Annotated in this window: 30 protein-coding genes; 5 read left to right on the forward strand and 25 right to left on the reverse strand. The window is 36.5% G+C overall.

What is annotated here, in order from left to right:
* Positions 1 to 18: 18 nt before the first annotated feature.
* From resA to BN986_RS14875, 7 genes are all read right to left on the reverse strand, one after another.
* Positions 19 to 597 carry a thiol-disulfide oxidoreductase ResA gene (gene resA / locus BN986_RS14845; RefSeq protein WP_040981470.1) on the reverse strand — a complete coding sequence of 193 codons (579 nt, stop codon included), beginning with the start codon at positions 595 to 597 and terminating at the stop codon, positions 19 to 21.
* 65 nt (positions 598 to 662) lie between these two features.
* On the reverse strand, positions 663 to 1,397 hold the full coding sequence (locus tag BN986_RS14850) for a pseudouridine synthase (RefSeq protein WP_040981472.1): 735 nt from the start codon (positions 1,395 to 1,397) through the stop codon (positions 663 to 665).
* 416 nt (positions 1,398 to 1,813) lie between these two features.
* Positions 1,814 to 2,344, reverse strand: a complete 531-nt coding sequence (locus tag BN986_RS14855; RefSeq protein ID WP_040981473.1) for a spore maturation protein — start codon at positions 2,342 to 2,344, stop codon at positions 1,814 to 1,816.
* The gene (locus tag BN986_RS14860; protein WP_040981475.1) at positions 2,344 to 2,934 is read right to left on the reverse strand and encodes a nucleoside recognition domain-containing protein; all 591 of its coding nucleotides are present in this window, start codon (positions 2,932 to 2,934) and stop codon (positions 2,344 to 2,346) included. Before BN986_RS14860 ends, BN986_RS14855 begins: the two co-directional genes overlap by 1 nt.
* Entirely contained in the window at positions 2,927 to 3,964 is a 1,038-nt protein-coding gene (locus tag BN986_RS14865; protein ID WP_074435686.1) for a D-alanyl-D-alanine carboxypeptidase family protein, read from the reverse strand. Before BN986_RS14865 ends, BN986_RS14860 begins: the two co-directional genes overlap by 8 nt.
* Positions 3,965 to 4,314: 350 nt before the next feature.
* Entirely contained in the window at positions 4,315 to 4,890 is a 576-nt protein-coding gene (gene scpB / locus BN986_RS14870) for an SMC-Scp complex subunit ScpB (protein ID WP_040981477.1), read from the reverse strand.
* Positions 4,881 to 5,636 carry a segregation/condensation protein A gene (locus BN986_RS14875; protein WP_040981478.1) on the reverse strand — a complete coding sequence of 252 codons (756 nt, stop codon included), beginning with the start codon at positions 5,634 to 5,636 and terminating at the stop codon, positions 4,881 to 4,883. Before BN986_RS14875 ends, scpB begins: the two co-directional genes overlap by 10 nt.
* 176 nt (positions 5,637 to 5,812) lie before the next feature.
* Between BN986_RS14875 and BN986_RS14880 the strand changes: the two genes are divergently transcribed.
* Positions 5,813 to 5,905: a YjcZ family sporulation protein gene (locus BN986_RS14880; protein WP_040981479.1), complete on the forward strand. Its 93-nt coding sequence runs from the start codon at positions 5,813 to 5,815 to the stop codon at positions 5,903 to 5,905.
* Between the two features lie 50 nt (positions 5,906 to 5,955).
* Here the strand turns inward: BN986_RS14880 and BN986_RS14885 are convergent, their stop codons facing one another.
* The 10 genes from BN986_RS14885 to BN986_RS14930 form a co-directional block, all read right to left on the reverse strand.
* A complete protein-coding gene (locus BN986_RS14885; protein ID WP_040981481.1) occupies positions 5,956 to 6,324 on the reverse strand; it encodes a GNAT family N-acetyltransferase in 369 nt (122 codons plus the stop codon).
* Positions 6,325 to 6,503: 179 nt separating this feature from the next.
* Positions 6,504 to 6,935 (reverse strand): peptidylprolyl isomerase, encoded by a 432-nt coding sequence (locus tag BN986_RS14890; protein WP_040981482.1) that lies wholly within the window; start codon positions 6,933 to 6,935, stop codon positions 6,504 to 6,506.
* Between the two features lie 54 nt (positions 6,936 to 6,989).
* On the reverse strand, positions 6,990 to 8,315 hold the full coding sequence (lysA, locus tag BN986_RS14895) for a diaminopimelate decarboxylase (RefSeq protein WP_040981484.1): 1,326 nt from the start codon (positions 8,313 to 8,315) through the stop codon (positions 6,990 to 6,992).
* Between the two features lie 208 nt (positions 8,316 to 8,523).
* Positions 8,524 to 9,996 carry a spore germination protein gene (locus tag BN986_RS14900; RefSeq protein ID WP_040981486.1) on the reverse strand — a complete coding sequence of 491 codons (1,473 nt, stop codon included), beginning with the start codon at positions 9,994 to 9,996 and terminating at the stop codon, positions 8,524 to 8,526.
* Between the two features lie 413 nt (positions 9,997 to 10,409).
* Positions 10,410 to 10,838, reverse strand: coding sequence for a stage V sporulation protein AB (locus tag BN986_RS14905; protein ID WP_040981488.1), 429 nt, complete (start codon positions 10,836 to 10,838; stop codon positions 10,410 to 10,412).
* The gene (locus tag BN986_RS14910; protein ID WP_040981490.1) at positions 10,816 to 11,433 is read right to left on the reverse strand and encodes a stage V sporulation protein AA; all 618 of its coding nucleotides are present in this window, start codon (positions 11,431 to 11,433) and stop codon (positions 10,816 to 10,818) included. Before BN986_RS14910 ends, BN986_RS14905 begins: the two co-directional genes overlap by 23 nt.
* Positions 11,434 to 11,742: 309 nt before the next feature.
* Positions 11,743 to 12,495, reverse strand: coding sequence for an RNA polymerase sporulation sigma factor SigF (gene sigF, locus BN986_RS14915; protein ID WP_052400820.1), 753 nt, complete (start codon positions 12,493 to 12,495; stop codon positions 11,743 to 11,745).
* Between the two features lie 10 nt (positions 12,496 to 12,505).
* Positions 12,506 to 12,946: an anti-sigma F factor gene (gene spoIIAB, locus BN986_RS14920; RefSeq protein WP_040981494.1), complete on the reverse strand. Its 441-nt coding sequence runs from the start codon at positions 12,944 to 12,946 to the stop codon at positions 12,506 to 12,508.
* Complete coding sequence (gene spoIIAA / locus BN986_RS14925) at positions 12,943 to 13,296, reverse strand: anti-sigma F factor antagonist (RefSeq protein ID WP_040981496.1); 354 nt, start codon at positions 13,294 to 13,296, stop codon at positions 12,943 to 12,945. Before spoIIAA ends, spoIIAB begins: the two co-directional genes overlap by 4 nt.
* 138 nt (positions 13,297 to 13,434) lie before the next feature.
* Positions 13,435 to 14,613 carry a D-alanyl-D-alanine carboxypeptidase family protein gene (locus BN986_RS14930; RefSeq protein WP_040981498.1) on the reverse strand — a complete coding sequence of 393 codons (1,179 nt, stop codon included), beginning with the start codon at positions 14,611 to 14,613 and terminating at the stop codon, positions 13,435 to 13,437.
* Between the two features lie 150 nt (positions 14,614 to 14,763).
* On the opposite strand from BN986_RS14930, the gene BN986_RS14935 reads away from it, so the two are divergent.
* Entirely contained in the window at positions 14,764 to 15,486 is a 723-nt protein-coding gene (locus BN986_RS14935) for a 3-ketoacyl-ACP reductase (protein ID WP_040981500.1), read from the forward strand.
* Between the two features lie 64 nt (positions 15,487 to 15,550).
* Here BN986_RS14935 and BN986_RS14940 read toward each other — a convergent pair whose 3' ends face one another.
* The 4 genes from BN986_RS14940 to BN986_RS14955 form a co-directional block, all read right to left on the reverse strand.
* Positions 15,551 to 16,843, reverse strand: a complete 1,293-nt coding sequence (locus BN986_RS14940; protein WP_040981502.1) for a pyrimidine-nucleoside phosphorylase — start codon at positions 16,841 to 16,843, stop codon at positions 15,551 to 15,553.
* A 191-nt stretch (positions 16,844 to 17,034) separates the two neighbouring features.
* On the reverse strand, positions 17,035 to 18,216 hold the full coding sequence (deoB, locus tag BN986_RS14945) for a phosphopentomutase (RefSeq protein WP_040981504.1): 1,182 nt from the start codon (positions 18,214 to 18,216) through the stop codon (positions 17,035 to 17,037).
* A 120-nt stretch (positions 18,217 to 18,336) separates the two neighbouring features.
* A complete protein-coding gene (xerD, locus tag BN986_RS14950) occupies positions 18,337 to 19,227 on the reverse strand; it encodes a site-specific tyrosine recombinase XerD (RefSeq protein ID WP_040981506.1) in 891 nt (296 codons plus the stop codon).
* Between the two features lie 2 nt (positions 19,228 to 19,229).
* The gene (locus BN986_RS14955; protein WP_040981508.1) at positions 19,230 to 19,427 is read right to left on the reverse strand and encodes a DUF4227 family protein; all 198 of its coding nucleotides are present in this window, start codon (positions 19,425 to 19,427) and stop codon (positions 19,230 to 19,232) included.
* A 520-nt stretch (positions 19,428 to 19,947) separates the two neighbouring features.
* On the opposite strand from BN986_RS14955, the gene BN986_RS14960 reads away from it, so the two are divergent.
* Positions 19,948 to 20,811 (forward strand): fructosamine kinase family protein, encoded by an 864-nt coding sequence (locus BN986_RS14960; RefSeq protein ID WP_316244930.1) that lies wholly within the window; start codon positions 19,948 to 19,950, stop codon positions 20,809 to 20,811.
* Between the two features lie 243 nt (positions 20,812 to 21,054).
* Here the strand turns inward: BN986_RS14960 and fur are convergent, their stop codons facing one another.
* The 3 genes from fur to BN986_RS14975 form a co-directional block, all read right to left on the reverse strand.
* A complete protein-coding gene (gene fur / locus BN986_RS14965) occupies positions 21,055 to 21,528 on the reverse strand; it encodes a ferric iron uptake transcriptional regulator (protein WP_040981510.1) in 474 nt (157 codons plus the stop codon).
* Positions 21,529 to 21,708: 180 nt separating this feature from the next.
* Positions 21,709 to 22,353 (reverse strand): stage II sporulation protein M, encoded by a 645-nt coding sequence (spoIIM, locus tag BN986_RS14970; protein WP_040981511.1) that lies wholly within the window; start codon positions 22,351 to 22,353, stop codon positions 21,709 to 21,711.
* A gap of 277 nt (positions 22,354 to 22,630) precedes the next feature.
* Positions 22,631 to 23,173 (reverse strand): NUDIX hydrolase, encoded by a 543-nt coding sequence (locus BN986_RS14975; protein WP_040981512.1) that lies wholly within the window; start codon positions 23,171 to 23,173, stop codon positions 22,631 to 22,633.
* Positions 23,174 to 23,360: 187 nt separating this feature from the next.
* On the opposite strand from BN986_RS14975, the gene BN986_RS14980 reads away from it, so the two are divergent.
* Positions 23,361 to 24,281, forward strand: a complete 921-nt coding sequence (locus tag BN986_RS14980) for an aldo/keto reductase (RefSeq protein WP_040981514.1) — start codon at positions 23,361 to 23,363, stop codon at positions 24,279 to 24,281.
* Positions 24,282 to 24,567: 286 nt separating this feature from the next.
* Here BN986_RS14980 and BN986_RS14985 read toward each other — a convergent pair whose 3' ends face one another.
* A complete protein-coding gene (locus BN986_RS14985; protein ID WP_040981516.1) occupies positions 24,568 to 25,374 on the reverse strand; it encodes an SDR family NAD(P)-dependent oxidoreductase in 807 nt (268 codons plus the stop codon).
* A 176-nt stretch (positions 25,375 to 25,550) separates the two neighbouring features.
* Here BN986_RS14985 and BN986_RS14990 point away from each other — a divergent pair, with 176 nt between their 5' ends.
* On the forward strand, positions 25,551 to 26,294 hold the full coding sequence (locus tag BN986_RS14990; RefSeq protein ID WP_040981519.1) for a glycerophosphodiester phosphodiesterase: 744 nt from the start codon (positions 25,551 to 25,553) through the stop codon (positions 26,292 to 26,294).
* The last annotated feature ends 80 nt before the right edge of the window (positions 26,295 to 26,374 follow it).

Consider the following 26,374-nt stretch of genomic DNA (forward strand, 5'->3'; position numbering starts at 1 on the left):
CCCCCATTCTCATGGATATCATGATGCATCCGGTGTGATTGCGTCTAAATGCCCCTCTAGTCGATCTAATGTCAACGCCCCTTGAACAATTTCGTTTATTGTTCCATCCGGATTAATAAAGAAAGTTGTCGGCATAGGAGTGATTCGATATAAGTCTCTGACGTCAGCATTCGTATCATGAGGAATAGCGAAAGTCAATCCATATTCTTCAATAAAATTATCAATCACATATTCTGTACTATCTAGACTAACCGCTACAATTTCAACGCCTTTTTCCTGATATTCCGGATATAATTCCTGCATATATGGCATTTCTTCTTTACATGGTCCACACCATGTTGCCCAAAAGTTCAGCATAACCCCTTTTCCTTCTAAATCACTAAGCTGTGTTACATCCTCATCAAATGCTTCATTCACTTGAGTTAATTGAAAATCAGGAGCAGCATCACCAGAACGATATATTTCATCATCGTCTTGTGAATTCGAAACTAACGCAAAAATGACTGCACCGACTAAAACAGCTAAAATAGAAGAACGATAAATCAAGCGATTCCGTTTCTTTTTTTGTTTTTGAATATCTCTTTCTTCTTTGCTCATGATTTCCCGTCCCCCTTTCCAAACCATTATAACATTGACTAAAGCGTTTAAATTTGAATATTATCTTACAATTTTGTGGACATGTTCCGAAGTTGATTGACTTCTTTCGGCGTTAATGCTCTATATTCACCAGCATTTAATCCATGTAATGTTAAAAAGCTATATTGCTCACGTTTCAACTTCATAACCGGAAAATCAATCGCTTCTAACATTCTTCGTACTTGTCGATTTTTACCTTCATGTAAGGTTAATTCAATAATAGATGTCTTCTTATCTTTATCGTTAGATATCATACTAACATTTACAGCTTTTAGTTTCTCACCATCTGATTGAATACCTTTACGTAATCTTAACAAATCTTTTTTATGAGGAATACCTTTGACTTTTGCCACATATACTTTATTAATCTCTTTACTTGGATGCATTAACTGATTGGCAAATTCACCATCATTTGTTAAAAGTAAGAGTCCGGACGTATCATAATCCAGTCTCCCAACCGGAAAAATACGTTCTTCTACTTCTGGAAGAAAATCCGTAACGACTTTTCTGCCTTTGTCATCTTTGATACTGGAGATAACTCCTTTAGGTTTATACAATAAATAATATACAAATTCTTCTTTTTCAAGTGGAACACCATCTACCTCTACTTTATCATTAGAGGTAACTTTTACTCCCATTTCTGTTACGATTTTATCATTTACTTTTACTTTTCCATCCAGAATTAACTGCTCAGCCTTTCTTCTTGATGTTACTCCACTTTGAGCAATAATTTTTTGTAATCTTTCTTCCTGCTTCGACATATAAATCTCCTATCTTTTTCTTTTATTTTTCCCTAAATGGATACAATGTTATATCTGGTTCCAGGGTTCTATTCATTCGCTGCTTTTTTACACTTTAAGAATGTATAAAGAATTCAAGGAATAAAGTGTAAGTGCAGTTCTTTTAATGAGACGAGTAATCGTAGCCCCAGTCCCAACGAAGGCATTCGCAAAAGGCTTGTACTCAAGAGTATAAGGGATACTAAGAAAGCATAATACGCTTTTAAGTCTCCCTTTAACGAATGCCAAGTTTTCTTTATGCTTTCCTATGCTGTAATAAAGCCTATGATGAAATATAATTTTTCACATATGTTCATCATAGCCTTATTTTACATGTTAGGAAAGCATAATATATTTTTGCACTTCTAAGAAGGGGTTAAGAATTGTAAACAGCTTATTTATCCAAACATCATTGTAACAAGAAACACAGCTGCAAGTATAGCAATTAAATCAGCTAGTAAACCAGCTTGCAAGGCATAACGAATTTTTTTAATCCCTATTGCACCGAAATAAATCGTTAGAACATATAAAGTGGTGTCGGTACTTCCTTGCATAACGGAAGCAAGTCTGCCAATAAATGAGTCCGGGCCATAGGTTGCAATAATTTCAGTTGTCATCCCCAACGCTGCTGTTCCAGAAATCGGGCGAATGAGTGCAAGAGGCAAAACCTCTGCAGGAAATCCGATGAAATCCAGAAGCGGGGCTATTAAACTAACAAATGCATCTAAAGCTCCTGAGCTTCGCAATATCGAAATAGCAGTAATCATCCCTACTAAAAAAGGAAGCAAAGAAACAGCTGTTTTTACGCCTTCTTTTCCTCCTTCTACAAACAAATCGTATGCAGGTAATTTACGAATACTCGCTGCTATCATAACAATTAAAATAAAACAAGGTATTATCCAAATACTAAGTAAGCTGATCAACCCCATTATGATTTCCTCCAGGTACTTTTATAATAAAATAATCGATCAATAGCTAATCCAGCAATGGTACCTATACCTGTAACAAGCAAAGTAACGCCAACAATTTCCGTTGGAGAAGCAGATTCATACTGCATTCTAATTCCGATAACAGTTGTAGGGATTAAGGTTAAACCAGTGGTATTTAAAATAAGAAACGTAATCATCGAACGAGAAGCAGTATCAGAATTGTTATGGAGTTTCTTCATTTCCTCCATCGCTTTAATCCCTAAAGGAGTGGCGGCATTACCCAGGCCAAACATATTTGCAGTTAAATTCGATAAAATATAGCCTAGCGCTGGATGATCTTTTGGTATTTCTGGAAATATTTTCGAAATAATCGGACGAAAAAGCTTTGCAAGTCCCCGTAAAATTCCAGCTTCTTCAGCAATGCGCATCATCCCTAACCAAAATACTAAAATACTAATTAGTCCGATAGCTAAGGTAACAGCCTGGGCAGCACTTTCAAAAATAGCTTCGTTCACTGCCTCCATATTTCCTGAAAACATCGCATAAATAATTCCGATAGCAGCCATACAAATCCATATCCAATTAATCATGTGTATCCCACCTTAGAATCGAATGAAATACATGCATTACGGTATGCATCAAATCTTCTTTATCGTTACTCTCGTGTGTATTGACATCTGCATTGCTTGTCCGGAGCGCCGGTATATTCTGTTTCAGATAAACATCTTTTGCCCAATTGTCTTGCTTATTTTTATATAATGGCACACGGACAGTGTCTTTCGATGTTCCCCCGTTCGTTATTGCCTCTCCATTCATATCGATTTCTTTCATTTCAAACTGATCAAACCCCCACTCAAACATGGAAATATGGTCTTGCCAGTCATCTGGAGCATCCAATGTCACTGCGATTAACTCCATTCCATTTTTTTCAGCAGTCGTGATGAGTGTTCGTCCTGTCTGTTTTGTATAGCCAGTTTTACCACCTGTACAATATTCATAAAAATAAGTTAGAAGCTTATTTTTATTCTGCCAATGATAAGACCTGTTTTCAGAAAGGTAACTGGTTGCTCCACTTATCTCTTGGAAAATAGGGTTTTCCATAGCATATTGCATAAGTATTGCCATATCATGAGCGCTGGAATAGTGTGTATCTGAATCAAGCCCATGTGGATTATCGAAATGTGTATTTTCCATCCCCAACCATTTAGCTTTTTCATTCATTAAATAAACAAAACCCTCTTCACTTTCACCCACATGCTCAGCAATTGCTACAGCAGCGTCATTTCCTGAACGAAGCATTAGTCCGTACACTAAATCCGTTAACGTCATTTTTTCGCCCTGCTCCAAATAAATAGACGAACCTTCTGTATAAATCGCATCTCGGGAAACCGTCACTTCTTCATTCATTTTCCCGGACTCCACTGCAATAATTGCTGTCATTATCTTTGTAATACTTGCAATCGATGTTGCTTCATCAGCATTTTTTTCAAATAAAACTCTACCAGATGATTGTTCGATCAAAATGGCATGCTGTGCAGAAACATTCACAGCAGCATGTCCATGTATTGGGAATGACAAAAAACTAAAGATGATGATGACGATACATATTATAAAACGCATCAGTTTGGCTCCTCCTCACAAAAGACAGCTTTATTTCGACCTTTTTTCTCTGCCAGCCAGTCCATTAAATACTTCTGGTTTATTTATATGTGAGGAACAAGCTATTATGTATGATGAAGATTAGAAAAAAACAGATTCGCTTAAATGAGCGAATCCGGTTTTTAAGACTTCTCTGAAATAAAACAAAACTTCATTCAGTGGGGGTTTTTCGACGCACAGATCTTGACGATGGGACGAGTAATCGCAATGGTTTTCGGTGGAGCGAGTAATCGCAGCCTCAGCCCCTCACACTGCGATAAACAGAGCTGATAAGTAAGTTATTAAATAACTTACTTATCAGCTCTGTTTATTTATTCATCCTGGAATCGGTCGAAAAATAAGTCAACATCGGATGCGTCGGTTTCAGAATCGAAGAAACTATCTAATTCCGGCAATTCTTCAAGCGTGGATAAACCGAAAAAAGTAAGAAATTCCTTTGTTGTTCTAAAAAGCGTTGGGCGGCCGACTGTTTCCTTCCTTCCGCATTCTTCTATTAACATCCGGGATACCAATGTTTGCAATGGTCTCTCGCTGCGGACGCCTCGAATTTCATCAATCTCTGCCCGCGTTATAGGCTGCTGATATGCTATGATAGCTAATGTTTCTAAAGCTGCTTGGGACATTCTATTGGGCTTAGGTTGAATCACCCATTTCTTAAAATAATCACTGTGATCAGGTTTCGTTGTTAAGCTAAGCATCCCATTAGCATTGAGGATCATTAATCCACGATTCTGCTCTTTATAATCCGTTTGAAGTTCATCAATAAGGTGCCGAACTTCATCTAAGGAGATATCAAGGACATTACTAAGCTCGCTTACAGTTATTCCTTCATCTCCACCAGCAAATAGTAAACCTTCCGCAACTCCTTTTAAATAATCTAATTCCACGATGACTCCTCCATGTTATAAACAAATAATTCTTCAAAATGTTTTTCTTGCATTGCATATACTTCTCTTTTTTTCATTAACTCTAAAATAGCTACAAATGTTGTTACAATATATGATTTCGTTGGGACAGGAAACAAAGTATGGAATGCAACCCCATTTTTACTGCTTTTAACCTGCTCTAGAACTTCATCCATCCGTTTTTCTATCGGGATATCCGTTCTCTCGATAACTGTATCTTGCGGCTCTTTCCATTGATTTCTCTGCATCATTTTTTTTAGGGCATCAATCATATCAAAAATAGACGCATTCCCTGCATTCACATTTTCAACTGGAACATCTTTAAAATCAAAAACGACTGGAGAACGCGTATATACTTGTTGTTCCTTTGCTTCTTTTTCTTTTAATGCTTCTGCAGCTTCTTTATATTTTCGATATTCAATTAAACGTTGCATTAGCTCTTCACGCGGGTCCTCCATATATGCTTCATCCATCTCTTCTTCCTCAAATTCTTGTTTAGGAAGAAGCATCTGGCTTTTGATTGCCAGCAGTGTTGATGCCATTACCAGATATTCGCTGGCAATATTTAATTCCAAATGCTGCATCGTGTGAATATAATCCATATATTGTTGCGTAATCTGGGCAACTGGAATATCGTAAATATCGATTTCATATTGATTTATTAAATGAAGCAACAAATCTAACGGTCCTTCAAATTTTTCTAATTTAACTTCATATCCGTGCATCATCGCTTTAATTCCTCTCAAGCTTACTAAAAAAATGTATTATTTACCGTTATCCTAAAAAGTATTTAAAATATTATTGCAAGAGCCCATACACTCTTTGCTCAGCTTACATAAGTTATAACGTAATATAAATGTTAGCACAAAACATTTATGGATTGAACTAAAAAGGAGGAAATAAAATGAGTGGTTATTCTGGTGGTTACGCAGGTGGATTTGCTTTAATCGTTGTACTATTTATTTTATTAGTAATTGTAGGAGCAGCTTGGTACTAAAATACAGTTGAAATAAATAGAAATTACAACGAAGGAAAAGCCAACCCGTATCAGGGTTGGCTTTTATAATCATCCTTTGCTTTCTCGTAAAAGGATTTAATGTTCTCAGAAGGCACAATATCATACTTATTCGAATAAATACGATGAATTTCCGCAATCATTCGTGATCCTATCCCTTGATCTCTATGTGAAGGATTCACCGTAAGATGGTTAATCACCAATTGATTATTATCCAAAATTTGTACACCTATTGCTCCAAGGACATCATCGCCTTCTTTCCACAAATGCAAATGCAAATTATCATTTTCTTCATATTCACGAATGGTTTCTTGCAGTTTCTTTACATCTTTTTCCTCAGGCATGAATGATAATAAACCCATAGCAATCTTTTCTAAGTTTCTTTTAAAGCGAATTAACATAATTACCCCTCATTAATTTCTTGTATGGTAATCCTCTTAAATCAGTATTTACTCTGAAAGTATAACGTATTTCCAATATAATGAAAAGCATCATTTTAAAATTTACGTAAAACATTGATTCACAAATAAATGCCCTTCAAAATAGTTCACTGAAAATACTCCTTCGTGAAAAAACAAGATTAACCTTCCACACGAATTTCTTTCATCACATCACCATTAGACATTGCTTTTGCATGCTCAACACCAGATGTTACTTTTCCAAAAACTGTATGCACACCATCTAAATGCGGTTGCGGTTCATGCACAACAAAAAATTGAGAACTTCCTGTATCTTTTCCAGCGTGTGCCATCGATAAAGAACCTTCCTCATGCTTGTGCGGATTTCCTTCTGTCTCACATTTGATTGTATATCCAGCGGAACCTGTACCATTACCAACTGGACAGCCTCCTTGGCTGACAAAACCAGGAATGACACGATGGAAAGTCAATCCATCATAAAATTTTTCATTCGCTAATTTTTCAAAGTTAGCTACTGTTCCTGGAGCTTCATTTGGATATAATTCAAATTCAATTTTATTACCATTTTCCATTTCAATATAACCTTTTTTCATTTCGACAAATCTCCTTCTAAAAACAATTATACTTTATTTTACCACTTATTTAGCTCAAGTAAAGCTCTTTATTCCATCATAAGATAAGTCATTTTTCACAATATCTTGATACGTTTCTCTCTTGACAACAAGATGATCCTGACCATCTTCAATAAAAACAACAGCAGGTTTTGTTAAACGATTATAATGGCTAGCCATAGAGTAATTATAAGCTCCTGTTGAGAACACAGCCAGTATATCTTTATCTTCAATACGAGGTACCGGTAAGTCCCAAATAAGCATGTCACCAGATTCACAACATTTCCCGGCGATCGATACTTCTTTTTCTGGATTTGCTTCCGCGCGATTTGCAATAACAGCATCATATTTTGATTGATACAAAGCCGGACGAATATTATCCGTCATTCCACCGTCAATAGAATAATATTCTCTCACGCCAGGAATTTTCTTATTTGCTCCAATTGTATATAATGTAATTCCTGCATCACCTACTATAGACCGGCCAGGCTCAATCCAAATTTCTGGGAATTTCATGTTGTATTTATTACAATTTTCTCTTACGCTATCAATCATATCTTTTACATATTCAGCTAACGGAAGCGGCTGATCATCTTTTGTATAACGAATGCCAAATCCTCCACCTAAATTTAAAACCTCTGATTCAAATTGATATTTCTGTTTCCATTCTTCCAATTTAGCAAAAAGAATATCTGTTGCTGCACGAAAACCGTTTGTTTCAAATATTTGCGAACCAATATGACAGTGAAGACCTTTCGCATGAATTCTCGGATGTCCCAACACTCTTTTTAAAGCATCCTCTGCTTGACCATTTTGCAGATCAAAGCCAAATTTAGAATCTTCATTTCCAGTCATAATATATTTATGGGTCTTTGATTCCACACCAGGGGTAACCCGAAATAACACATCCATTGTTTTTTCTTGATTTAAAAGTTCTTGATCTAATAATTCAATATCATGAAAATTATCGATAACGATACAGCCTATTTCATGTTCTACTGCCATCGCAATTTCTTGTTCATTTTTATTATTGCCGTGCATATGAATTCTTTCAGTTGGAAAATCGGCCTGAAGCGCTGTATATAATTCACCTTCAGAAATAACGTCTAAGCATAAGCCCTCTTGTTTTGCGACCTGGAGCATGGCAATTGTTGAAAAAGCCTTGCTTGCATACGCAACTTTACCAGCAGCTCCTGCTTCATGAAACGCTTGAACAAAAGACCTCGCATGATTTCGAATCATTTCAACATCATAGACATATAAAGGTGTTCCATACTTTTTTGCTAATTCAATGGTGTCTACACCACCAATTTCTAAATGTCCCTTTGTGTTTACGTGAAAGGGGTGTGCATCAAGTATCATTCTCTTTCCCCCATTGTTTAAATAATTAAATACTTTAACATAATACAGTAAATAATGAAAGTATAAATAAATGGATAAGGACTGCTCTCATTGATTTTGCAGTCCTTAAATATGTTCAGTGGGCAAATAAACTGTATCCAACGTATTATAATTTATTTGTATCGGTTTGCATACATCCCCTGCAGAAGCAAAACATCGAGTAAATCCTTTAAGGCCGTCGATAGTTATTTCGTGGATGTACGATACTTGGACGATGTTTCGAATTTGGAACGGGTATACGAAATATTATATGTTTGATTGCTTGTAAATTGAAAGGAAGCAGAGGCCACATATAAGGTGTTCTTAATGATCTGATCTGAACAATAAATAACATATAAAGTGTAATTCCAATCATATATCCTGGAAATCCGAATAAACCGACAGCCAGAACCAGAATAATGGTGACGACCTTATTTGCAACACTTAATTCATAACTTGGCGTTACATAGTTACCGATAGCAGCTGTCGAAATATACAGAATTACCTCTGGTGAAAATAATCCGACTTCAATAGCTATTTCACCAATTAAAACAGCTGCGATTAACCCCATCGCTGTCGATAAAGGAGTAGGAGTATGTATCGCTGCCATTCTTAAGAATTCAATCCCTATGGTTGCTATAATAATCTGAACGGTTATCGGGACATTTCCTTCATCATTAGGTCCAATAAAGCTTAATTTATCTGGCAAGAAAGATGGTTCAACCGCAAACAATAGCCAAGTTGGTAATAAAAATAAAGCTGCCAGCACAGCGAGAAATCGAATAAATCGGATGCATGTACCAATCGTGGGTACTTGTCGATATTCTTCAGCATGTTGTAAATGATGAAAAAATGTTGTTGGAACAATAATAGCACTAGGAGATGTGTCAACAAGAATAATGACATGGCCTTCTAATAAATGACTTGTCGCTACATCTGGTCTTTCCGTATAGCGGACTAAAGGGTAAATATTCCATTTCTTTACTAATATAAATTCTTCCAATGATTTATCGGACATCGATAAGCCATCTACTTCAATTTTTTCAATTAAATCTTTTAAGTATTTTACTAAGTTCGGGTTAGCTACACCTTCAATAAAAGTAAGGCAAACATCTGTTTTCGAACGTTCACCAACTTTTAACATGACATTCCGCAATTTTTCGTCGCGCAGACGTCTCCTGGTAAGCGCTGTGTTTTCTACAATATTTTCTGTATAGCCGTCCCTTGAACCACGAATGACTTTCTCTGTATCCGGTTCTTCCGGTGTTCTTCCCGGATAATTACGCACATCAATAATTTGTGCATAATCTTTTCCGTCAATAAATACAGCAATAAGTCCGCTTAACACCTCATCAACAGCTTCATCCATGGTATGAACATGCTCCACTTGCTGATGGACTAACCTATTCTCAATGATTTCTCCAATCTTATTACTTTCCGATTCATTGTCATTGATTTCAACCATTACTTTTAAAATTTCTTGTACAACGGATGTATCTGTTAAACCATTTACATAATACATCTGAATACGTTGATTCAAGACCACTGTTTCCCTATACCCCAAATCATACGATTCTTCTAGACCTACTCTCTTTTTCATATATGCATACGTATCTTCAATATGAGGAGAAATAGAAATCTTTTTTTTCTTATCTGTCTGCATGTGATCACCTTCTGTTTGTTGGGATATATTAGAATTTCAAAAGTTAGTCAGGTACAATACACTGTTTTTGAGCTTGGCATTTTGTAACTTTATTCATTATTTAAATACTTATTTTTAGAAAACTAGGATTCACTCAGGTGCGCTGATTCCGATATGCTTTAAATCCGTAGTTTTTCATGCATTCCTTTTGTATAAAGAAAAATCGGTAATCATTAAATGGAGCTTTGAAAGTATATATTACTTTCTTTGCCTCGCTTTCACATAAGTACAAGTCTTTAGGAGAAAACCTTCGTTGTGTTCTCATTGATTAAAAACGATCACATCATATGAACAACGTCGATACTAAGCCATGTCCTGCTATATTTTTTTAAATACATTATATTTTCAAAGTGTAAAATGATTGCTTATCTTCTTTAACGGACAAAATAAATCCATTGAAATAACGAACCAAAAACTTTACCCAGCATCAATGCCATCATAAATAAAATGACATATTCTTCCATTCCTATTCTCCGCGTAAGGATAGGGAAAACATTTAACACTTCTGTTAATGCTGCAGCAAGCATTCCATTAAAAATGCCGTGCAAAGCTCCCCAAAGAATTAATGCAAAAATAGATTGTGATGTCGAAATAGGTGCAAAAGAAAAATAAGCTCCTGCCAACATTCCAATAATTACTGCAGCCCCATATGCTTTGACATATTTCTCTGTTTTACTTAATTGAATCAGTCTTGGGATAATCCCTAATACAGTAATAAAAGCAACAAACCCTGCACCAACAGCAATACCACCACTGAAACCAATAAAAATTTGCAGGATATTAAGAAGAATTTCTTGGATCATTCATTTCATTTTCCATCGTATTAATATACTGCTGTAAATCCTGTTGGTAGTTAAAAATTTCTACTTCTAACGGACTTGGCTCTTCGTTAAATCGTTTTTTAAACCAATGATTAAAAAAAAGAATCGTACCTAACCCAAGTCCTAAAGAATAAGGTATTTGAATCCATAGAGGATATTCGTTCTCTACCCCGGTCAGGATAAAATGCAGTTTTTGCTGAACGGGCTGCATACTTACATCATAATGAAAATTCATAATCGTCATTGCAGAACCGACAAATAAGAGCAGCCAGACGAATGTAATAATCACTGGATGTGTCGGTTTTTTTCGTGGTTCGATTTTTATAAGGGTTTGCTCCGGACCAAGCAGTTGAAATTCAACATTTGGATATTCATTGGTAAGGTGGTCAATCACTAAAAAGCTGTCAATCACTAAAATATTTTTATCTTTTTTAGACAAGCGGTAAATAAGTGTATTTTCAAGCGAATTTTTCTTAGTTGCATGCGTGGATATATAAGCAATATCTTTTAATTTGAGTTCTTGCCATTGTTCAAGGATTACTTTTTTGCGCATTCTTATATAAACAATCTCCGTCATATCCATCACACCTTTATCTTGATTTGCTTAACCGTTAGTATTTGTTAAAAGGAAGCAAATTATAAGCTTTAAATACAAATCGTTTGGTTAGAAAAACAAAATTCAGGTTCGCTTGATCTTTCGTATTTTTATTACGCTACAATATTTCCATGTAAAATAGGTGTTTTTATATGGACTAAGAAAGGTTACACCATGTTGTTGACTTAGGTACTAATACGTTTCTTCTGTATTTTTCCTCCTCGAAATTTTATCCTTTCTTAAAAATAACTCGAGCTTATCTGTGTTATTCACACAAATAAGCTCGAGTTATTAGCCAGTATCCATATTTTTTTTCATATCTTCTAAAATCTTTTTCTCCAGCCTGGAAACCTGTACTTGAGAAATTCCCAGCCGTTCCGCTACTTCCGTCTGTGTCTGGTCTTTATAATAGCGTAAGTAAATGATTAACCTTTCCCGTTCAGTAAGTGAGCGGACCGCTTCTTGGATGGATAATTTCTCAAACCATCTGGAATCCTGTTCCGCGATTTGATCTAATAAAGTAATGGAGTCTCCATCACTTTCATAGACTGTTTCATGGATGGACTGAGGTGATTTTGCTGCCTCCTGTGCATGCACAATCTCCTCTGGATCTAACTCTAAAGCTTCCGCCAGTTCATTAATAGATGGCGAACGTCCTAAGTCTTTCGCCATTTCCTCCCGTTTACGGCGAATTTTATTTCCCATTTCCTTTAAGGAACGGCTGACCTTCACACTTCCATCATCACGAATAAAGCGTTGTATCTCCCCAATAATCATGGGCACGGCATAGGTAGAAAATTTTACGTTATAGGACAAATCAAATTTATCCACTGCTTTGATCAGCCCGATGCTACCAATTTGAAATAAGTCATCTGGATCATAACCACGATTGACAAACCGTTGAACAACAGACCAGACTAGCCGAACATTTCGACGGATAAGCTCTTCTCTAGCTTCATTATCACCGGATTGGCTTAACCGGATCATTTTCTTTACTTGTTCATTGGAAAGCTGCTCTCTTTCCTCCGTTTTATGAATATTCACGATAGATGCCCTAATTATATACCGTTTTTGATTTGGATAATTGCTTCTTCATATAAACGGAAGTCCCTTTTTCAGGAGCAGAAATGACTTCCACGGTATCCATGAAATTTTCAATGATTGTAAAACCCATGCCGGATCGTTCCATTTCTGGTTTTGATGTAAATAAAGGTTCTCTTGCTTCATCAACATTTAAAATACCTTGTCCCTTATCACGGATCGTCAATTCTATTTCCCCGTCATATAACACACAGTCAATATAGACCTTATGATGTGGCTCACTTCCATAACCATGAATAATCGCATTAGTTACAGCTTCCGAGACAACCGTTTTAATTTCTGTTAATTCCTCCATCGTCGGATCCAGCTGTGTAATAAAGGATGCGACGGCTACTCTGGCAAATGCTTCGTTTTCACTTATACTTGAAAAAGAAAAAGACATTTCATTTCTCATGATGTCACCCCCAGGCCTTGAAGTGCACGTTCTTCATTTTCCTCTAAACGAATAATCTTGAAAAAACCTGACATATCAAAAAGACGATGCAGGGAAGGAGCTACAGAACAAAGAACCATTTCTCCCCCTAATTGCACAACCTCTTTATAACGTCCTAAAACAACTCCTAATCCGGAGCTATCCATGAAACTTACTCCCTTTAGATTTAAGATGATATGTTTAATGGAATGCATATAAATCCAATCCTTCCATGTATCCCTTAAACCTTCAGCTTCATGATGATCCAATTCACCTTCCATACGCACAATCAGTACATCGCCTCTTACTTCAAATTTTGTTTGTAACCCCATGTGCAATGCTCCTCCTCTTTGTTGTGAAATAGTTGTCCTTTGTTTAAAATACATGCTCAATTTGAACATCCTTGTGTAGTGTATTCTCTATACAAATAACTATTTCCTGCTACTCGACAAAAGAAGTGGAAATACGTGTTAATCTCCGGTTTTCACCATTTTTTGCAAGGTTCGTTTTGCTAATTCAAGCGTAGATGCTTCCTTAATATCTTCATTTACAATAAGTGGAGTAGAATATATTGGCTCATTGTTTTCTTCAACAGTGAGTTCTCCAACAACCGTTCCTTTTTTAACAGGGAATTTCCACTCATCTTGAATAGATACATCTGTTGTAATAGTTGGTTCTTCTTGTCCCTTTTTTTGCAAACTATGGACACTTTGTTCGGTAACAATATCAAACTGATGTGGCTCTGCTTTTATTTTTTCCAGTTCCATCACCGATTCTTCTTTAGCAAAGAGCTGTTTGGTATGATAACTCTGGAAGCCATAGTCTAATAACCCGGATATCATTTTATTCCGTTCTTTAGGTGTTTCTGCTCCCATAACAACGGCGATTACCCGCATATCATCCCGCTTTGCAGTAGCTGTCAGACAATATTTTGCTTCATTGGTATATCCCGTTTTCATGCCATCTGCGCCCGGATAAGAACGAATTAGCTTGTTTGTATTTACGAGCCAAAACTCATTTTCTTCTCCTTGACGTAAGTAATCTTCATAAATGGACGTATAATTTGTAATATCTTCATATTTTAATAATTCTTTGGTCATCACTGCCATATCATAGGCACTGCTATAATGATTGCTTGCCGGGAGCCCTGTAGTATTTACAAAATGTGTGTTCTCTAACTTTAACTCTTCCGCTTTTTTATTCATAGCGCTGACAAATTCCTCTTCTGTTCCTGCGATCGTTTCTGCCATTGCGACACTCGCGTCATTTCCAGAAGCAATCGCTATCCCTTTAATTAAATCATCAACAGACATTTCTTCTCCGGCCTCCAGAAAAACTTGAGATCCTCCCATTGAAGCAGCATACTCACTTACGACAACCGTGTCATCCTTAGAGATTTCTTCTTTTTCTAAAGCTTCCATTATGAGAAGTAAGGTCATTATTTTTGTCATACTGGCTGGTGGTAATTGCTCATGTGCATCTTTATCAAAGAGTACTGTACCAGTATTTTGTTCTATTAGAACACTTGATAAAGCATCATCAGCTAACGTCTGATCTTCGTTATTTTCCTCATTTGCTAAAACGGTGGAATAGTTGCAAAACATTGAACCAATGAATAATCCAATCATAAATAAGACTCGTCGCTTCATACTGCTTCCCTCCAAATTACAATAATACTTCTAGGGTTTCCATCTGGAGCGAATTTCATACTAATTTTCCTAAGTAAAAGCAGCATTTTTGTTGTTTTATCCGTTCTCCTCTATACTAAAATGGAATGACGGATGAAGGGAGTTTTGAAAATGGGCCAAGATATTCGTGGGAAAATTGCTTATATAACAGGTGGAAGCAGCGGAATTGGCAAAGCGACAGCGCATCAATTTGCAAAAGAAGGCGTCCATTTGGGGTTAATTGCCAGAAATCAGAAGAAGCTTGAAAAAGTACAAAATGAATTAGAATCTTATGGCATTTCTGTTGTCAGCTATAGTGCAGATATTTCTAATCATAATCAAGTGAAAGATGCTATTCAGACATTTGAACAGAAATTAGGAAAAGCAGATATTTTAATTAATAATGCCGCAATAAGTGACTACGGTAATTTTCAGGATATGGATGAAGAAGTTTGGAAGCATATTTTTGAAGTGAACGTTTTTGGAACATATCATATGTTAAAAGAAGTTTTGCCACACCTTGTTAGCAAGCAAAAAGGCGATATTATCAATATTTCTTCCAGCAATGGATTAAAAGCAACAGCAGGCTCCACGGCATATAGCGCATCTAAATTTGCTATTCAAGGGATGTCCGAAGCCTTGATGCAAGAGGTTCGACGCGAAAATATTAGAGTATTTACAATGAATCCTAGTTTGGTCGCTACGGAATTAGCTTTTGGTGATGAACTGGAAACAAAAAATGAAGACAAGTTTATGCAACCAGAGGATATTGCAGAATATATAACAGCTCAACTAAAATTAAATCAGCGTATATTTATTAAGCAATCTGCACAATGGGCGACAAATCCGTTTTAACTATTAAAAAGAGCTTTAGGCACTAAATAGTGATTCTAAAGCTCTTTTCTTTTGTTAACCTGTCTTAATTAATAATATGAATAACACTTGGTTTTACCTGAACAGGATTTTCTGAAAACGTGACAGCATCCTTTATTTTTTGAATTACAGTACCATTATCTTTCATATTCGTATGGATAGTTGCAATTTTATCGCCTGCCTGAAGCTTATCTCCTAATTTTACGTGAAAAGTGATTCCTACCTGGTGATCAATTTGATCATCTTTTGTTTTTCGCCCTGCTCCAAGGAGCATTGCTGCTTCTCCCATTTGCTGCGTTTCAATAGAAGCAATATATCCAGCTTCGTCAGATATTACGTCAATCGATTCGTTAGCTTCGATCTCATGGATGTTCGACATATCTCCGTCCTGTGCCTCAATAAAGGTAACAAACCTTTCATAAGCATCTCCATTTTGAATGACTTCTTTAACAAGTTTTCTAGCCTGCTCCTCAGTACTTGCTTTTCCTGCTAAGAAAACCATCTGTGCTGCAATTTCTACAGACACATCATATAAATCCTGACTATATTCCTGGTCACGTAATAATTTTACTGCTTCCAAAACTTCATTCCCATTACCAATTTCCACCCCTAGAGGCTGATCCATATTCGTCAAGACAGCCACTGTTTCCCGGTTCAGTTTTTTCCCAATGGCAACCATTGTCTCAGCAAGTTTTTCAGCTTCTTCCTCTGTTTTCATAAAAGCCCCATTGCCGACTTTAATATCCAGAACAATCGCATCTGCACCAGAAGCAATTTTTTTACTCATAATAGAGCTTGCGATTAACGGAATAGAATCAACAGTTCCTGTCACATCTCTTAATGCATAAATCTTTTTATCTGCAGGTACTAAATTTCCTGACTGTCCGACCAATGCAATACCTAACTCTTTTACTTGCTCTTTAAACCTGTCTAATGGAAGCTCTGTATGAAATCCTTGAATCGATTCCAGCTTATCCACCGTTCCACCAGTATGCCCCAGCCCACGTCCACTCATTTTCGCAAAAGGAATGCCTAAAGAGGTTATAATTGGTGCTACCACCAGACTTACTTTATCTCCTACCCCGCCTGTAGAATGCTTGTCTACAACGGTTGTATTTAGAAAGGATAAATCAATCGTTTCCCCAGATTTAACCATTAAGTCTGTAAGAGCAGAGGTTTCATCACTATTTAAACCTTGGAAATAAACAGCCATCAACCAGCTTGAGATTTGATAATCCGGTATCGTATCATGAACATATCCATTGATAATATGCTCGATTTCTTCATAGGATAATGCTTCCCCATATTTTTTCTTATTGATAATCTCAACCGTATTCATAATAACCATCCTTTCTATTTTAGTGCGTGTTTAAAAAGTATGATGCAAAGATCTGCCGACTAGGAAGAAAGCGTTCCTGCCCCATCGGGAATTACCTATCAACGCGCTTTTCACGTGTTGTATTGACTTCTACGCTGGTAATTGCCTCTTATCATCGTATTATTGGATTTTTGAATAATCTCTTTCAGCCCTTAATTTTTAATATCGTCTAAAAAACTCGTACCAAATTCAGGTAAGGTAATATTAAAGTTATCTGCAATGGTTGCTCCGATATCTGCAAACGTTGTACGCAGCGGCAGTTCTCTTCCTTCTTCGATATTCGTATGATAAACAAGCAGCGGGACAAACTCACGAGTATGATCCGTTCCGTGATGTATAGGGTCATTCCCATGGTCGGCAGTTATAATTAATAAATCATCTTCCTGTAGCTGGTCAAGTATTTCTGGAAGCTGTTTGTCATACGTTTCCAAAGCTTCTCCGTAACCGATTGGATCTCTGCGATGTCCATATTTCGCATCAAAGTCAACAAGGTTAAGAAAGCTTAATCCAGTAAAATCTTGTTTCAGAGAGTCGCTTAACTTCACCATTCCATCATTATTATCTTTTGTGCGAACAGCCTCTGTTACTCCTTCTCCATCGTAAATATCAGATATTTTACCAAGCGCAATCACATCGATTCCAGCATCTTTTAATTCATTCATGACGGTAGGCCCAAAAGGTTTTAATGCATAATCATGACGATTAGATGTGCGCTCAAAAGCACCTGGTTCTCCAACAAAAGGACGGGCAATCACACGTCCTACCATATACTTCTCATCCAATGTAAGCTCTCTAGCAATTTCGCAAATGCGGTATAATTCATCAATAGGAACAACATCTTCATGGGCAGCAATCTGTAATACTGAATCAGCAGATGTATAAACAATCAGGCTACCCGTTTCAACATGTTCTTTTCCAAGTTCTACTAGTATCTCTGTTCCGGATGCCGGCTTATTGCCAATCACTTTTCTTCCTGTTTTTTCTTCCAATGCTTGAATAAGCTCATCTGGAAATCCATCCGGGAATGTCCGGAATGGTTGATCAATACGTAACCCCATAATTTCCCAATGACCTGTCATTGTATCTTTTCCGTTAGAAGCTTCTTGCATTTTCGTATAGTGCGCTTTCGGCTTATTTGCCGGTGCAATTCCTTTAATTTCACGAATATTGCTTAGACCCAGGCTTCCCATCGTCGGCATATGAAGCCCGTTCATTTCCTCTGCGATATGTCCTAATGTATCCGCTCCCAAATCATCAAATTTCTCTGCATCCGGTGCTTCTCCAATTCCTACTGAATCCATGACAATTAAAAATACACGTTTAAAATGTGTCATTCGTATCTACCTCCTATGTACTATATTCCCGAAACTACTGTTTAGTATGATATTTATTATAGATGTTAGATGTCTGACAACACAAGCATAATGATATATCTTTTACTTAAAAGCATATCATTATGCTCTTGGATGGTACGATTGATATATATCCTTTAGCCGTGCTTTCGTGACATGCGTATAAATTTGTGTCGTTGATATATCCGCATGTCCGAGCATTTCTTGTACAATTCTTAAATCTGCACCATTTTCCAATAAATGTGTCGCGAAAGAATGCCTTAACGTATGGGGCGTAATTTTCTTTTGAATCCCCGCTTCTAAAGCTAACTCTTTTAATATTTTCCAAAACCCCTGCCTGCTTAAAGGGCGCCCATGCTGATTTAAAAAAAGTGCATTTTCCTGTTTGTTTTTCTTCACAAGTTCTTTCCTTGCTGTTTGGATATACGCTTCCAACGCCTTCCTTGCTGTATCCCCTAAAGGCACAATCCTTTCTTTAGAACCTTTTCCCATACATTGTACAAATCCCATGGTTAAGTGTAAGTCGTCCAGTTTTAAGTTTATCATTTCAGATACACGCAATCCTGTAGCATATAATAATTCCAACATGGCTTTATTACGCAGAGATAATGGTTTTGCTGTATTCATGCTTAATAATCTATCCACCTCTTCCTGAGAAAGTGTATCCGGCAGCTTACGATCTTTTTTTGGTGTCTCAATATGCAGGCTGGGATCTGTATCAGCAACTCTTTCTCTTATTAAGAACTGATGTAAAGACCTGATAGAAGATATATGTCTGGAAATCGTAGCAGTTGATTTACCATTATCCTTTAACGAATATAAAAAACGCATAATATCGTTTCTGGTAATATCATTCCAGTCGTTATATCCGATTTTTGTTAAATGTTTTTCGTAAGCATGAAGATCTCTCTGGTATGAGGAAATCGTATTATCGGATAAACCTCTCTCCACCCGAAGATAATGAAAAAAATCTTCTACTGCATATTTCAACATATCTATTCCCCTTTCAGAATATCAAATGGAAACCAAGTAGTTCCCTCATCCATCACCTTTACCGCTGGACCCTCTGGCAAATCAAATCGATGCATTTCTTGAAATTCTTTATATATAAAATGCAAACATACCGTAAAAAAACAGGCACCTATCATAAACCAAATAAATATTTTAACAGCTTCTTTAAGATGTTTTTCCATATTCTAACCACCTTATCCCGTTCCATTGTAATACGTGTTCAAAAAGTCCGATAAATAGGACCAAGAAGTTCAAGGCGGCGCAGCTTTGAGGAACGGACTTTCACAGGATGTGATGACTTCTGTGTTGTCCACAGGACGTGGACGGTCTTAACAGAAGTTCCTCTATGTTATTAGATACGTGAGTACCGGAAAAGCAAGCCAACGCACTTCCGCAGGATGCGGTGACTTCTACGTTGCCCACAGGACGTGGGCAACGTAGAAGTTCCTTTTTCCGCCGTGTCATTTTTATTGGACTTTTTGAACTTCCTCTTGTAGTGAAATGAAACGCATTTATAGTTAGAATATGCATACAACAATTTCAAAAATACCAGAAAAAGATGTGAATAATAAATTTCAGTACATCCTTATCTACTAATATTATACAATGGTTGAAACCAGAGTTAAACTACAAACACTTTTATACTTTTGTATCATCCGGCTCTATGACATACTTAAAATAATTGAAAAGGAGGTCATACAAGTGATAGAAGAAAAATTAAAACAAATTGGTGATAACACCTCTATTCAAACAATGACACCTGTTTCCGGAGGCGATATTAATCGGGCATATTATATAAAAACCGAAAAACAAGCCTACTTTATGAAAGCAAACCAAAATGCAGACAGTGATTTTTTCCAAGTGGAAGTAAATGGCCTAGAACGCATTCGTTCAACGCAAACAATAGGAGTCCCGGAAGTCTACTACTTTGACCAATCCTGCGTAAATCAGGAGATGGTGCTGTTAATGGAATGGATTAAGGGAGAAAAAACAGCAGCTACAGAGCAGCAATTAGGCGAACAGCTGGCGGCACTGCATTTGGCTGACGGATCCTCACAATATGGATTAGATCAGACAACTTATGTTGGGAAACTGACCCAGACAAATGCCTGGTATAACAATTGGGTAGATTATTTTCGCAAACATCGTCTGCAGCCGCAATTCGATTTAGCCATACAATACAATCGAATGAATCAGAAAAGACATTTAAAATTAGAGAAATTAATTCGTGATTTAGATAATTATCTTCCAAATCAGCCCCGGGTTTCCCTATTGCATGGTGATTTGTGGGGAGGAAATTGGATTACCGGACAAACAGGAAAACCTTATCTTATAGATCCTTCTGTACTTTATGGAGATCATTTATTTGAGCTTGCGTTCACAGAACTTTTTGGCGGTTTTTCAGAGCTCTTTTATTCTTCATATCGGGAAGTTCTGCCGTTAGCAAACTATTATAAAGAAGTGCAGCCTATTTATCAGCTTTTTTACTTGCTTGTTCATTTAAATATGTTTGGAGAAGCTTACGGAGGCAGCGTTGACAATATCCTGAATCAATATTTCCAATAAATGCAAGAAGGTAAAGATGTGGTAGAGCATATTCATTGTTCTACCACATTTGATTATCATATGTATAGGGCAACATTAACGAAGAACTTCCTTAACTTAATTTGTGAAAATATAAATACCTGCCTATTTTATCACGGAGAACCGCCCGTAGAACCCCCACTGAATGAAGTTTCGTTTCGTTTTATACTTCCTATCGTGCATAAAAATAAAACCTCTCTCTTCTAGAAAAAGGTTTTACTCTAATTACTGTGTTGCTTTTTGAACATCTTCTTCTACTGCAGATTTTTGGCATTGGCGACAAATCCCATGAAAGGTTAATCGATGATCCTTCACCTCAAAGCCCCAATCATTTTCAACAATTTGTTCTACTTCACCCAATAAATCATTTTCAATTTCTTCTACAGAGCCACATTCAATACACACCAAATGATGGTGGAAATGCTTTGCACCCTCTTTGCGTAGGTCATATCTTGATACACCATCGCCAAAATTAATTTTGTCTACTATTTTCAATTCGGATAATAATTCTAATGTACGATAAACGGTGGCCAGACCAATTTCTGGCGATTTCTCCTTTACAAGAAGATACACATCTTCCGCACTTAAATGATCATCTTCTCTTTCTAGAAGCACTCGTACCGTAGCTTCCCTTTGGGGAGTTAATTTGTAGCTATGCGAATGTAGCTGTTTTTTTATTTTTTCAATCCGGTGTTCCATGGATAGTCGCCTCCCTCACTTTACATCTTCATTATATGCATCTATCTTCCATGTGTCAAAGGTATTCTCAATTATAAATAATAATGATTATAAATTAATATTAATTATTATATTATAAAGAACACTCTTTATCAAGTGATAAGGGAGGAATATAAAGGGATCGATGGGTGAAGTAAATAATTATCCATTAAACCTTTCTATCCATTCTAACAGAAGTGTATTTGATAAATAAGCTTCCATCAATGCTGCTACTGCCGAAAACACGATTAAAATTGAAAAAATAATTAGCAATCTGATAAAAGGAGGCAATACTTCCTGATAATGATGCTTTAATAATAACTTCTGCCATAAACCAATTGAAAATATCATAGCGACACTTCCGGCAATGATATATATCGGGATAATTAACAAATTTTGAGGAGCAATCGATATCGATGATAAAAGCAGACCCTGCCCACCTAATTGATTAACCATAAAACCTACTGAGAAACCGACAACAAGTCCTTTCATAAATATCATAATCCAAATGATAGGCAGCCCAATCATACTTAATGCCAGTAAAATGATAAAGGAAAGATACTTGATGTGATAAAGGAGACTTTGGATAAATATATCCTGCCGCGCAATCACTTCCCCATCATTTGTTTGTTGCGTAAAGAACCGTTCTAAGTAAAAGAATAGGTTTTGCTTTTGGACAAAATCCATACTATTTACTAAGATCGCACCAAACACAATACCTGTCAGAAATAGAATGGTAGTAAATAAATAAATTGTTGTATGCTTTTTTATATGCCCAATAAATAGATGATGAGAGGTATTATACATTGAGATCCTCCTGACTATAGTTCCTTATAGAGGAAGTTCAAAAAGTCACCAACGGTCTTGATGGGGCGAATAATCGCAATGGTTTTCGGTGGGGCGAGTAATCGCAGCCCCAGCCCCAAATGGCAGGCTGTGAGAATTAGATCTTCTCACTTCTCCTTGGGTTACTTTTTAAACACTCATCTATACTTCAAACTATGAGAATCTCTCTCAAAACATACCTATTATTTTTTATCTTTTAATAGAGTGTATAAATACTGCTCATTATTACCTTTTCTTTTTACTTATTTAAAGCATGCAGATAAAGGATAGCGTAGTTAGTTTTGGCGTCTTGAATACGTCCTTCTTCTACGAGCTCTTTTGCTTCGTCTAATGTAACTTCCATTATTTCCACAAATTCATCGTCATCTCCTGCCGGCGGATGCTCCATTTTAATTAAGTCATTGGTAACGTAGACATATACCAACTCATTCGCAAAACCAGGAGAAGTATAAAAAGACGTTACCTGTGATAGATTGGTTGTTGTATAACCTGTTTCTTCTTCCAGCTCACGGACCGCAGCGGTTAATGGATTCTCGTTATTTTCCAATTTTCCCGCCGGAATTTCGATTAATGTTCTTTCTAAGGCTTTACGATATTGTTCTACAAGGACAATTTTATTTTCGGCTGTAATTGGAATAATAGCTACTGCACCCGGATGATACACAAGCTCTCTTTGAGCTGTTTCCCCGTTTGGGAGTTTTACTTCATCTACTTGAACATCTATTATATTTCCTTTAAATATTTTTTTGGATTTAATTGTTTTTTCTTCAAAACGATGCATCTTTCTATTCCACCTTTTCCGCTTCATTTTAATTTACTAGACTCTATTGTAGCAGGTATTTCTCTTTTTTTCTTCTTATTCGTATTTATACTTCTCTCCAATTTAGGTTAAAAAAGTATATTGATTGTATTCTTTTGGAACAGCATCTACAATGTATGCATACGGAATCCATAAGAGGAGGAATAACATGAAAAAACGGCAGCTTGGCAAAAGTGATATTGAAATTTCTGATTTAACCCTTGGCTGTATGTCGTTAGGAACAGATGTACAACAAGGTAAGAAAATGATTGATTATGCGTTAGATAAAGGCATTAACCACTTGGATACGGCAGACCTTTATAACTTTGGTGAGAATGAAAAAATTGTAGGTGAAGCAATAAAACAACGTAGATCGGATGTTGTGGTTACTACAAAAGTAGGGAATCATTTTGAAAAAGGGAAAGATAACTGGTTCTGGGACCCGTCAAAAAAATACATTCATGAAGCAGTCCGTCATAGTTTACAAAGACTAAATACCGACTACATTGATGTGTATATGCTGCATGGCGGTACGTTAGATGACCCTATTGATGAAACAATAGAAGCTTTTGAGGAGCTAAAGAAAGATGGTTTAATCCGTGCATATGGCATTTCATCCATTCGTCCAAATGTAGTCCGTGAATATGCAATCCGATCTTCTATTGATATTTTAATGACGCAATATAGCCTTTTGGACAGACGGCCCGAAGAAGCAATTTTACCGGTTGCAGAGGAAAATCAAATCAGCGTTGTTGCCCGTGGTCCACTAGCGAAGGGATTATTAAGCAATAAAGCCAACGAGGTCCTTGATAAAAAAGGAGAAGACGGCTACCTTGATTACTCCTATAGCGAATTAAAATCACTTTACTATGAACTTGAACAAGCATTACCTGATAGCACACTGCAGCAACTATCGATGTATTATGTTGCCAACCATCCTGCAATTACATCGACCGTGTTTGGAGCAAGCTCTATAGAACAATTAGAACAAAATATTGCTGTTCATCAATCCATTAATGAAATTACAGATGCTGCTTATCCTATTTTGCAACAGCTGACAAAAGCTTCACAATATCAGCAGCACCGTTAATACCAGGAAATTTCCCATGTATATGAAAAGATTGTAGTAGAAATAACGGGTCTGCTTTATACAAATATAATCCCTAAGAAGCAGACCTATTTCTATTACATACGTAAATTCTCTCGCCACTTCATTTCTAAAGAAATTGGAAGTGTGGGTTTCTGGGGTGTCGACTTTCAAAATGACGATGAACCGCCAGTGGAGTTGACATATCGGTGTGCTAAAAACACCCACCCTCGCTATCCTATTGCCCCTGCCTCCTGAGAGTCCTCTCGCCTAATCAAGATAGAATCTATTATTTTTTATCAAATTGAGATTTTAAGATTTTCTCCATTAATCCGGGAAATAAACGGTAAAATATACTTCCTGCCTCCATCCACCACGGCATATTAATTTCTCTTCTATTTGTAAATAATGAACGAACAACTTTCGAAGCAACTTTTTCAGGTCGAAGCATGTATTTTTCTACATTTTGCTGGTACTTCCCATCTTTATCAGCAATGTCAAAAAAAGTTGTTTTCACAGGTCCAAGGTTAACAGAGGTAACCGTTAAACTGCTTTCTCTTGTCTCCTGTCTAAGTACATTTGTAAAACCTAGCATCGCATGTTTAGAAGCAGCGTATCCTGCTGATTTCGGTGTTGGTAACTTTGCAGCTTGGGAAACGATATTGACAATATGGGATTTCCCCTTAAATTGTAGAAAATGTGGTAAAAATGCTTTTGAATATTGAATTCCTGCTAAAACATTTACTTGAAACATTTCTTCTAAATCTTGCATATCTAGATCTTCTATCGGATCAAACACACCAAAACCTGCATTATTAATTAACCCATGGACACGTTTCTCTGTTTCCATAATATCATTAATTTGTTCTTCAATAGCTTCTCTTGAAAAGGATTCGATTGGATAGATCTTGCAAATACCGTTGTTTGCTTCTATTTCATCCGTTAATTCTTCTAGTAATTCTTTCGACCTCGCTATTAAAATAGGTATACCGCCTTGAGCAGCAATTTCCTTAGCTATCTCTTTACCGATTCCTTTAGATGCACCAGTGACAATAATTTTCTTCTCATTTACAGAATGATTTCTTCCAATTTTCATATTTATCGACCCTTACTTCATATAATGTTTAAAGTACGTAAATTTTTTAAAATGGACAAACTACATTTTTGAAAGTTCTCTTATATATATTGTACAACGAAACAATAATCCAGTACACTGGTTTAAACATTGACTTATAAACGAAAATCTAACACAATAAGATTGGGGGTGACACAATGACATCCATTATCGCACACCGGGGAGCAAGCAATTATGCCCCTGAGAATAGTTTCCCGGCATTTAAACTTGCATACGAAATGAAAGCTGATGGAATTGAGACAGATGTTCAACTAACGAAAGATAACGTTCCCGTCCTTTTTCACGATGAAAGCTTAAAGCGTGTTTTTGGAGAAAAAGGATGGATTAATCAATACACAATAGCCGAGTTAAAACAATTGGATATGGGGAAATCCTTCCATGCTAAATTTATAGGCACAAGCATCGTTACCCTTGAAGAATTTCTTATTTGGGTAAAAGATAAACCATTAACGGTGCATTTAGAATTGAAAAATAATAAGATCGCACATAAGGACCTGGAAAAAATTACATATCAGCTGATTGAGCAGTATCACATGTTAGACAAGACATATTTCTCTACCTTTTCCGATACTAGTATCTCTCGTCTTGCAGGCTTTAAAGAAATCAGAAATATCGGCTGGCTGACAAAGCGATCAAGAAGAGATTTATTAAAATACGCTTTATCTATTGGGGCAACTGCCATTCATATCAGACACTCGCTTTTGCGTCAGCGCCTAATAAATGAAGCAATGAAAATGGATGTTCCTGTCAGGGTTTATACAGTTAATTCACCTGGTCTTTTAAATCGATGCTTTTCATATAAAGTAAATAGTATCTTTACGGATGTACCTGACAAAGCATTTGCTGCACGCAAAAAATTATATCGGAGCTTTCTCGTTTGATTTACGGTAGATATATTCATTTTTTTACCTTATACATTGATGATTGTTGCATATTTGGGTAAAATTTTAAAATATAATAA

Origin of the sequence: Oceanobacillus jeddahensis (genome assembly GCF_000750635.1) — a bacterium.
Classification (GTDB): domain Bacteria; phylum Bacillota; class Bacilli; order Bacillales; family Amphibacillaceae; genus Oceanobacillus; species Oceanobacillus jeddahense.

Bases quoted from the DNA above. Each gene is read 5' to 3' on its own strand.
- BN986_RS14975 (WP_040981512.1), bottom strand. From the start codon at position 23,173: ATGCATCGTTTTGAAGAAAAAACAATTAAATCCAAAAAAATATTTAAA.
- BN986_RS14940 (WP_040981502.1), bottom strand. From the start codon at position 16,843: ATGAATACGGTTGAGATTATCAATAAGAAAAAATATGGGGAAGCATTA.
- BN986_RS14905 (WP_040981488.1), bottom strand. From the start codon at position 10,838: ATGATCCAAGAAATTCTTCTTAATATCCTGCAAATTTTTATTGGTTTC.
- BN986_RS14985 (WP_040981516.1), bottom strand. From the start codon at position 25,374: ATGAAAATTGGAAGAAATCATTCTGTAAATGAGAAGAAAATTATTGTC.
- lysA (WP_040981484.1), bottom strand. From the start codon at position 8,315: ATGATACTTGATGCACACCCCTTTCACGTAAACACAAAGGGACATTTA.
- BN986_RS14885 (WP_040981481.1), bottom strand. From the start codon at position 6,324: ATGTTAATTCGCTTTAAAAGAAACTTAGAAAAGATTGCTATGGGTTTA.
- BN986_RS14880 (WP_040981479.1), top strand. From the start codon at position 5,813: ATGAGTGGTTATTCTGGTGGTTACGCAGGTGGATTTGCTTTAATCGTT.
- BN986_RS14910 (WP_040981490.1), bottom strand. From the start codon at position 11,433: ATGACGGAGATTGTTTATATAAGAATGCGCAAAAAAGTAATCCTTGAA.
- deoB (WP_040981504.1), bottom strand. From the start codon at position 18,216: ATGACACATTTTAAACGTGTATTTTTAATTGTCATGGATTCAGTAGGA.
- BN986_RS14980 (WP_040981514.1), top strand. From the start codon at position 23,361: ATGAAAAAACGGCAGCTTGGCAAAAGTGATATTGAAATTTCTGATTTA.
- resA (WP_040981470.1), bottom strand. From the start codon at position 597: ATGAGCAAAGAAGAAAGAGATATTCAAAAACAAAAAAAGAAACGGAAT.
- BN986_RS14935 (WP_040981500.1), top strand. From the start codon at position 14,764: ATGGGCCAAGATATTCGTGGGAAAATTGCTTATATAACAGGTGGAAGC.
- BN986_RS14955 (WP_040981508.1), bottom strand. From the start codon at position 19,427: ATGGAAAAACATCTTAAAGAAGCTGTTAAAATATTTATTTGGTTTATG.
- fur (WP_040981510.1), bottom strand. From the start codon at position 21,528: ATGGAACACCGGATTGAAAAAATAAAAAAACAGCTACATTCGCATAGC.
- BN986_RS14900 (WP_040981486.1), bottom strand. From the start codon at position 9,996: ATGCAGACAGATAAGAAAAAAAAGATTTCTATTTCTCCTCATATTGAA.
- spoIIAA (WP_040981496.1), bottom strand. From the start codon at position 13,296: ATGGGGTTACAAACAAAATTTGAAGTAAGAGGCGATGTACTGATTGTG.
- spoIIM (WP_040981511.1), bottom strand. From the start codon at position 22,353: ATGTATAATACCTCTCATCATCTATTTATTGGGCATATAAAAAAGCAT.
- BN986_RS14855 (WP_040981473.1), bottom strand. From the start codon at position 2,344: ATGGGGTTGATCAGCTTACTTAGTATTTGGATAATACCTTGTTTTATT.
- BN986_RS14930 (WP_040981498.1), bottom strand. From the start codon at position 14,613: ATGAAGCGACGAGTCTTATTTATGATTGGATTATTCATTGGTTCAATG.
- xerD (WP_040981506.1), bottom strand. From the start codon at position 19,227: ATGTTGAAATATGCAGTAGAAGATTTTTTTCATTATCTTCGGGTGGAG.
- BN986_RS14875 (WP_040981478.1), bottom strand. From the start codon at position 5,636: ATGATGCACGGATATGAAGTTAAATTAGAAAAATTTGAAGGACCGTTA.
- BN986_RS14850 (WP_040981472.1), bottom strand. From the start codon at position 1,397: ATGTCGAAGCAGGAAGAAAGATTACAAAAAATTATTGCTCAAAGTGGA.
- BN986_RS14990 (WP_040981519.1), top strand. From the start codon at position 25,551: ATGACATCCATTATCGCACACCGGGGAGCAAGCAATTATGCCCCTGAG.
- spoIIAB (WP_040981494.1), bottom strand. From the start codon at position 12,946: ATGAGAAATGAAATGTCTTTTTCTTTTTCAAGTATAAGTGAAAACGAA.
- BN986_RS14865 (WP_074435686.1), bottom strand. From the start codon at position 3,964: ATGCGTTTTATAATATGTATCGTCATCATCATCTTTAGTTTTTTGTCA.
- BN986_RS14890 (WP_040981482.1), bottom strand. From the start codon at position 6,935: ATGAAAAAAGGTTATATTGAAATGGAAAATGGTAATAAAATTGAATTT.
- BN986_RS14860 (WP_040981475.1), bottom strand. From the start codon at position 2,934: ATGATTAATTGGATATGGATTTGTATGGCTGCTATCGGAATTATTTAT.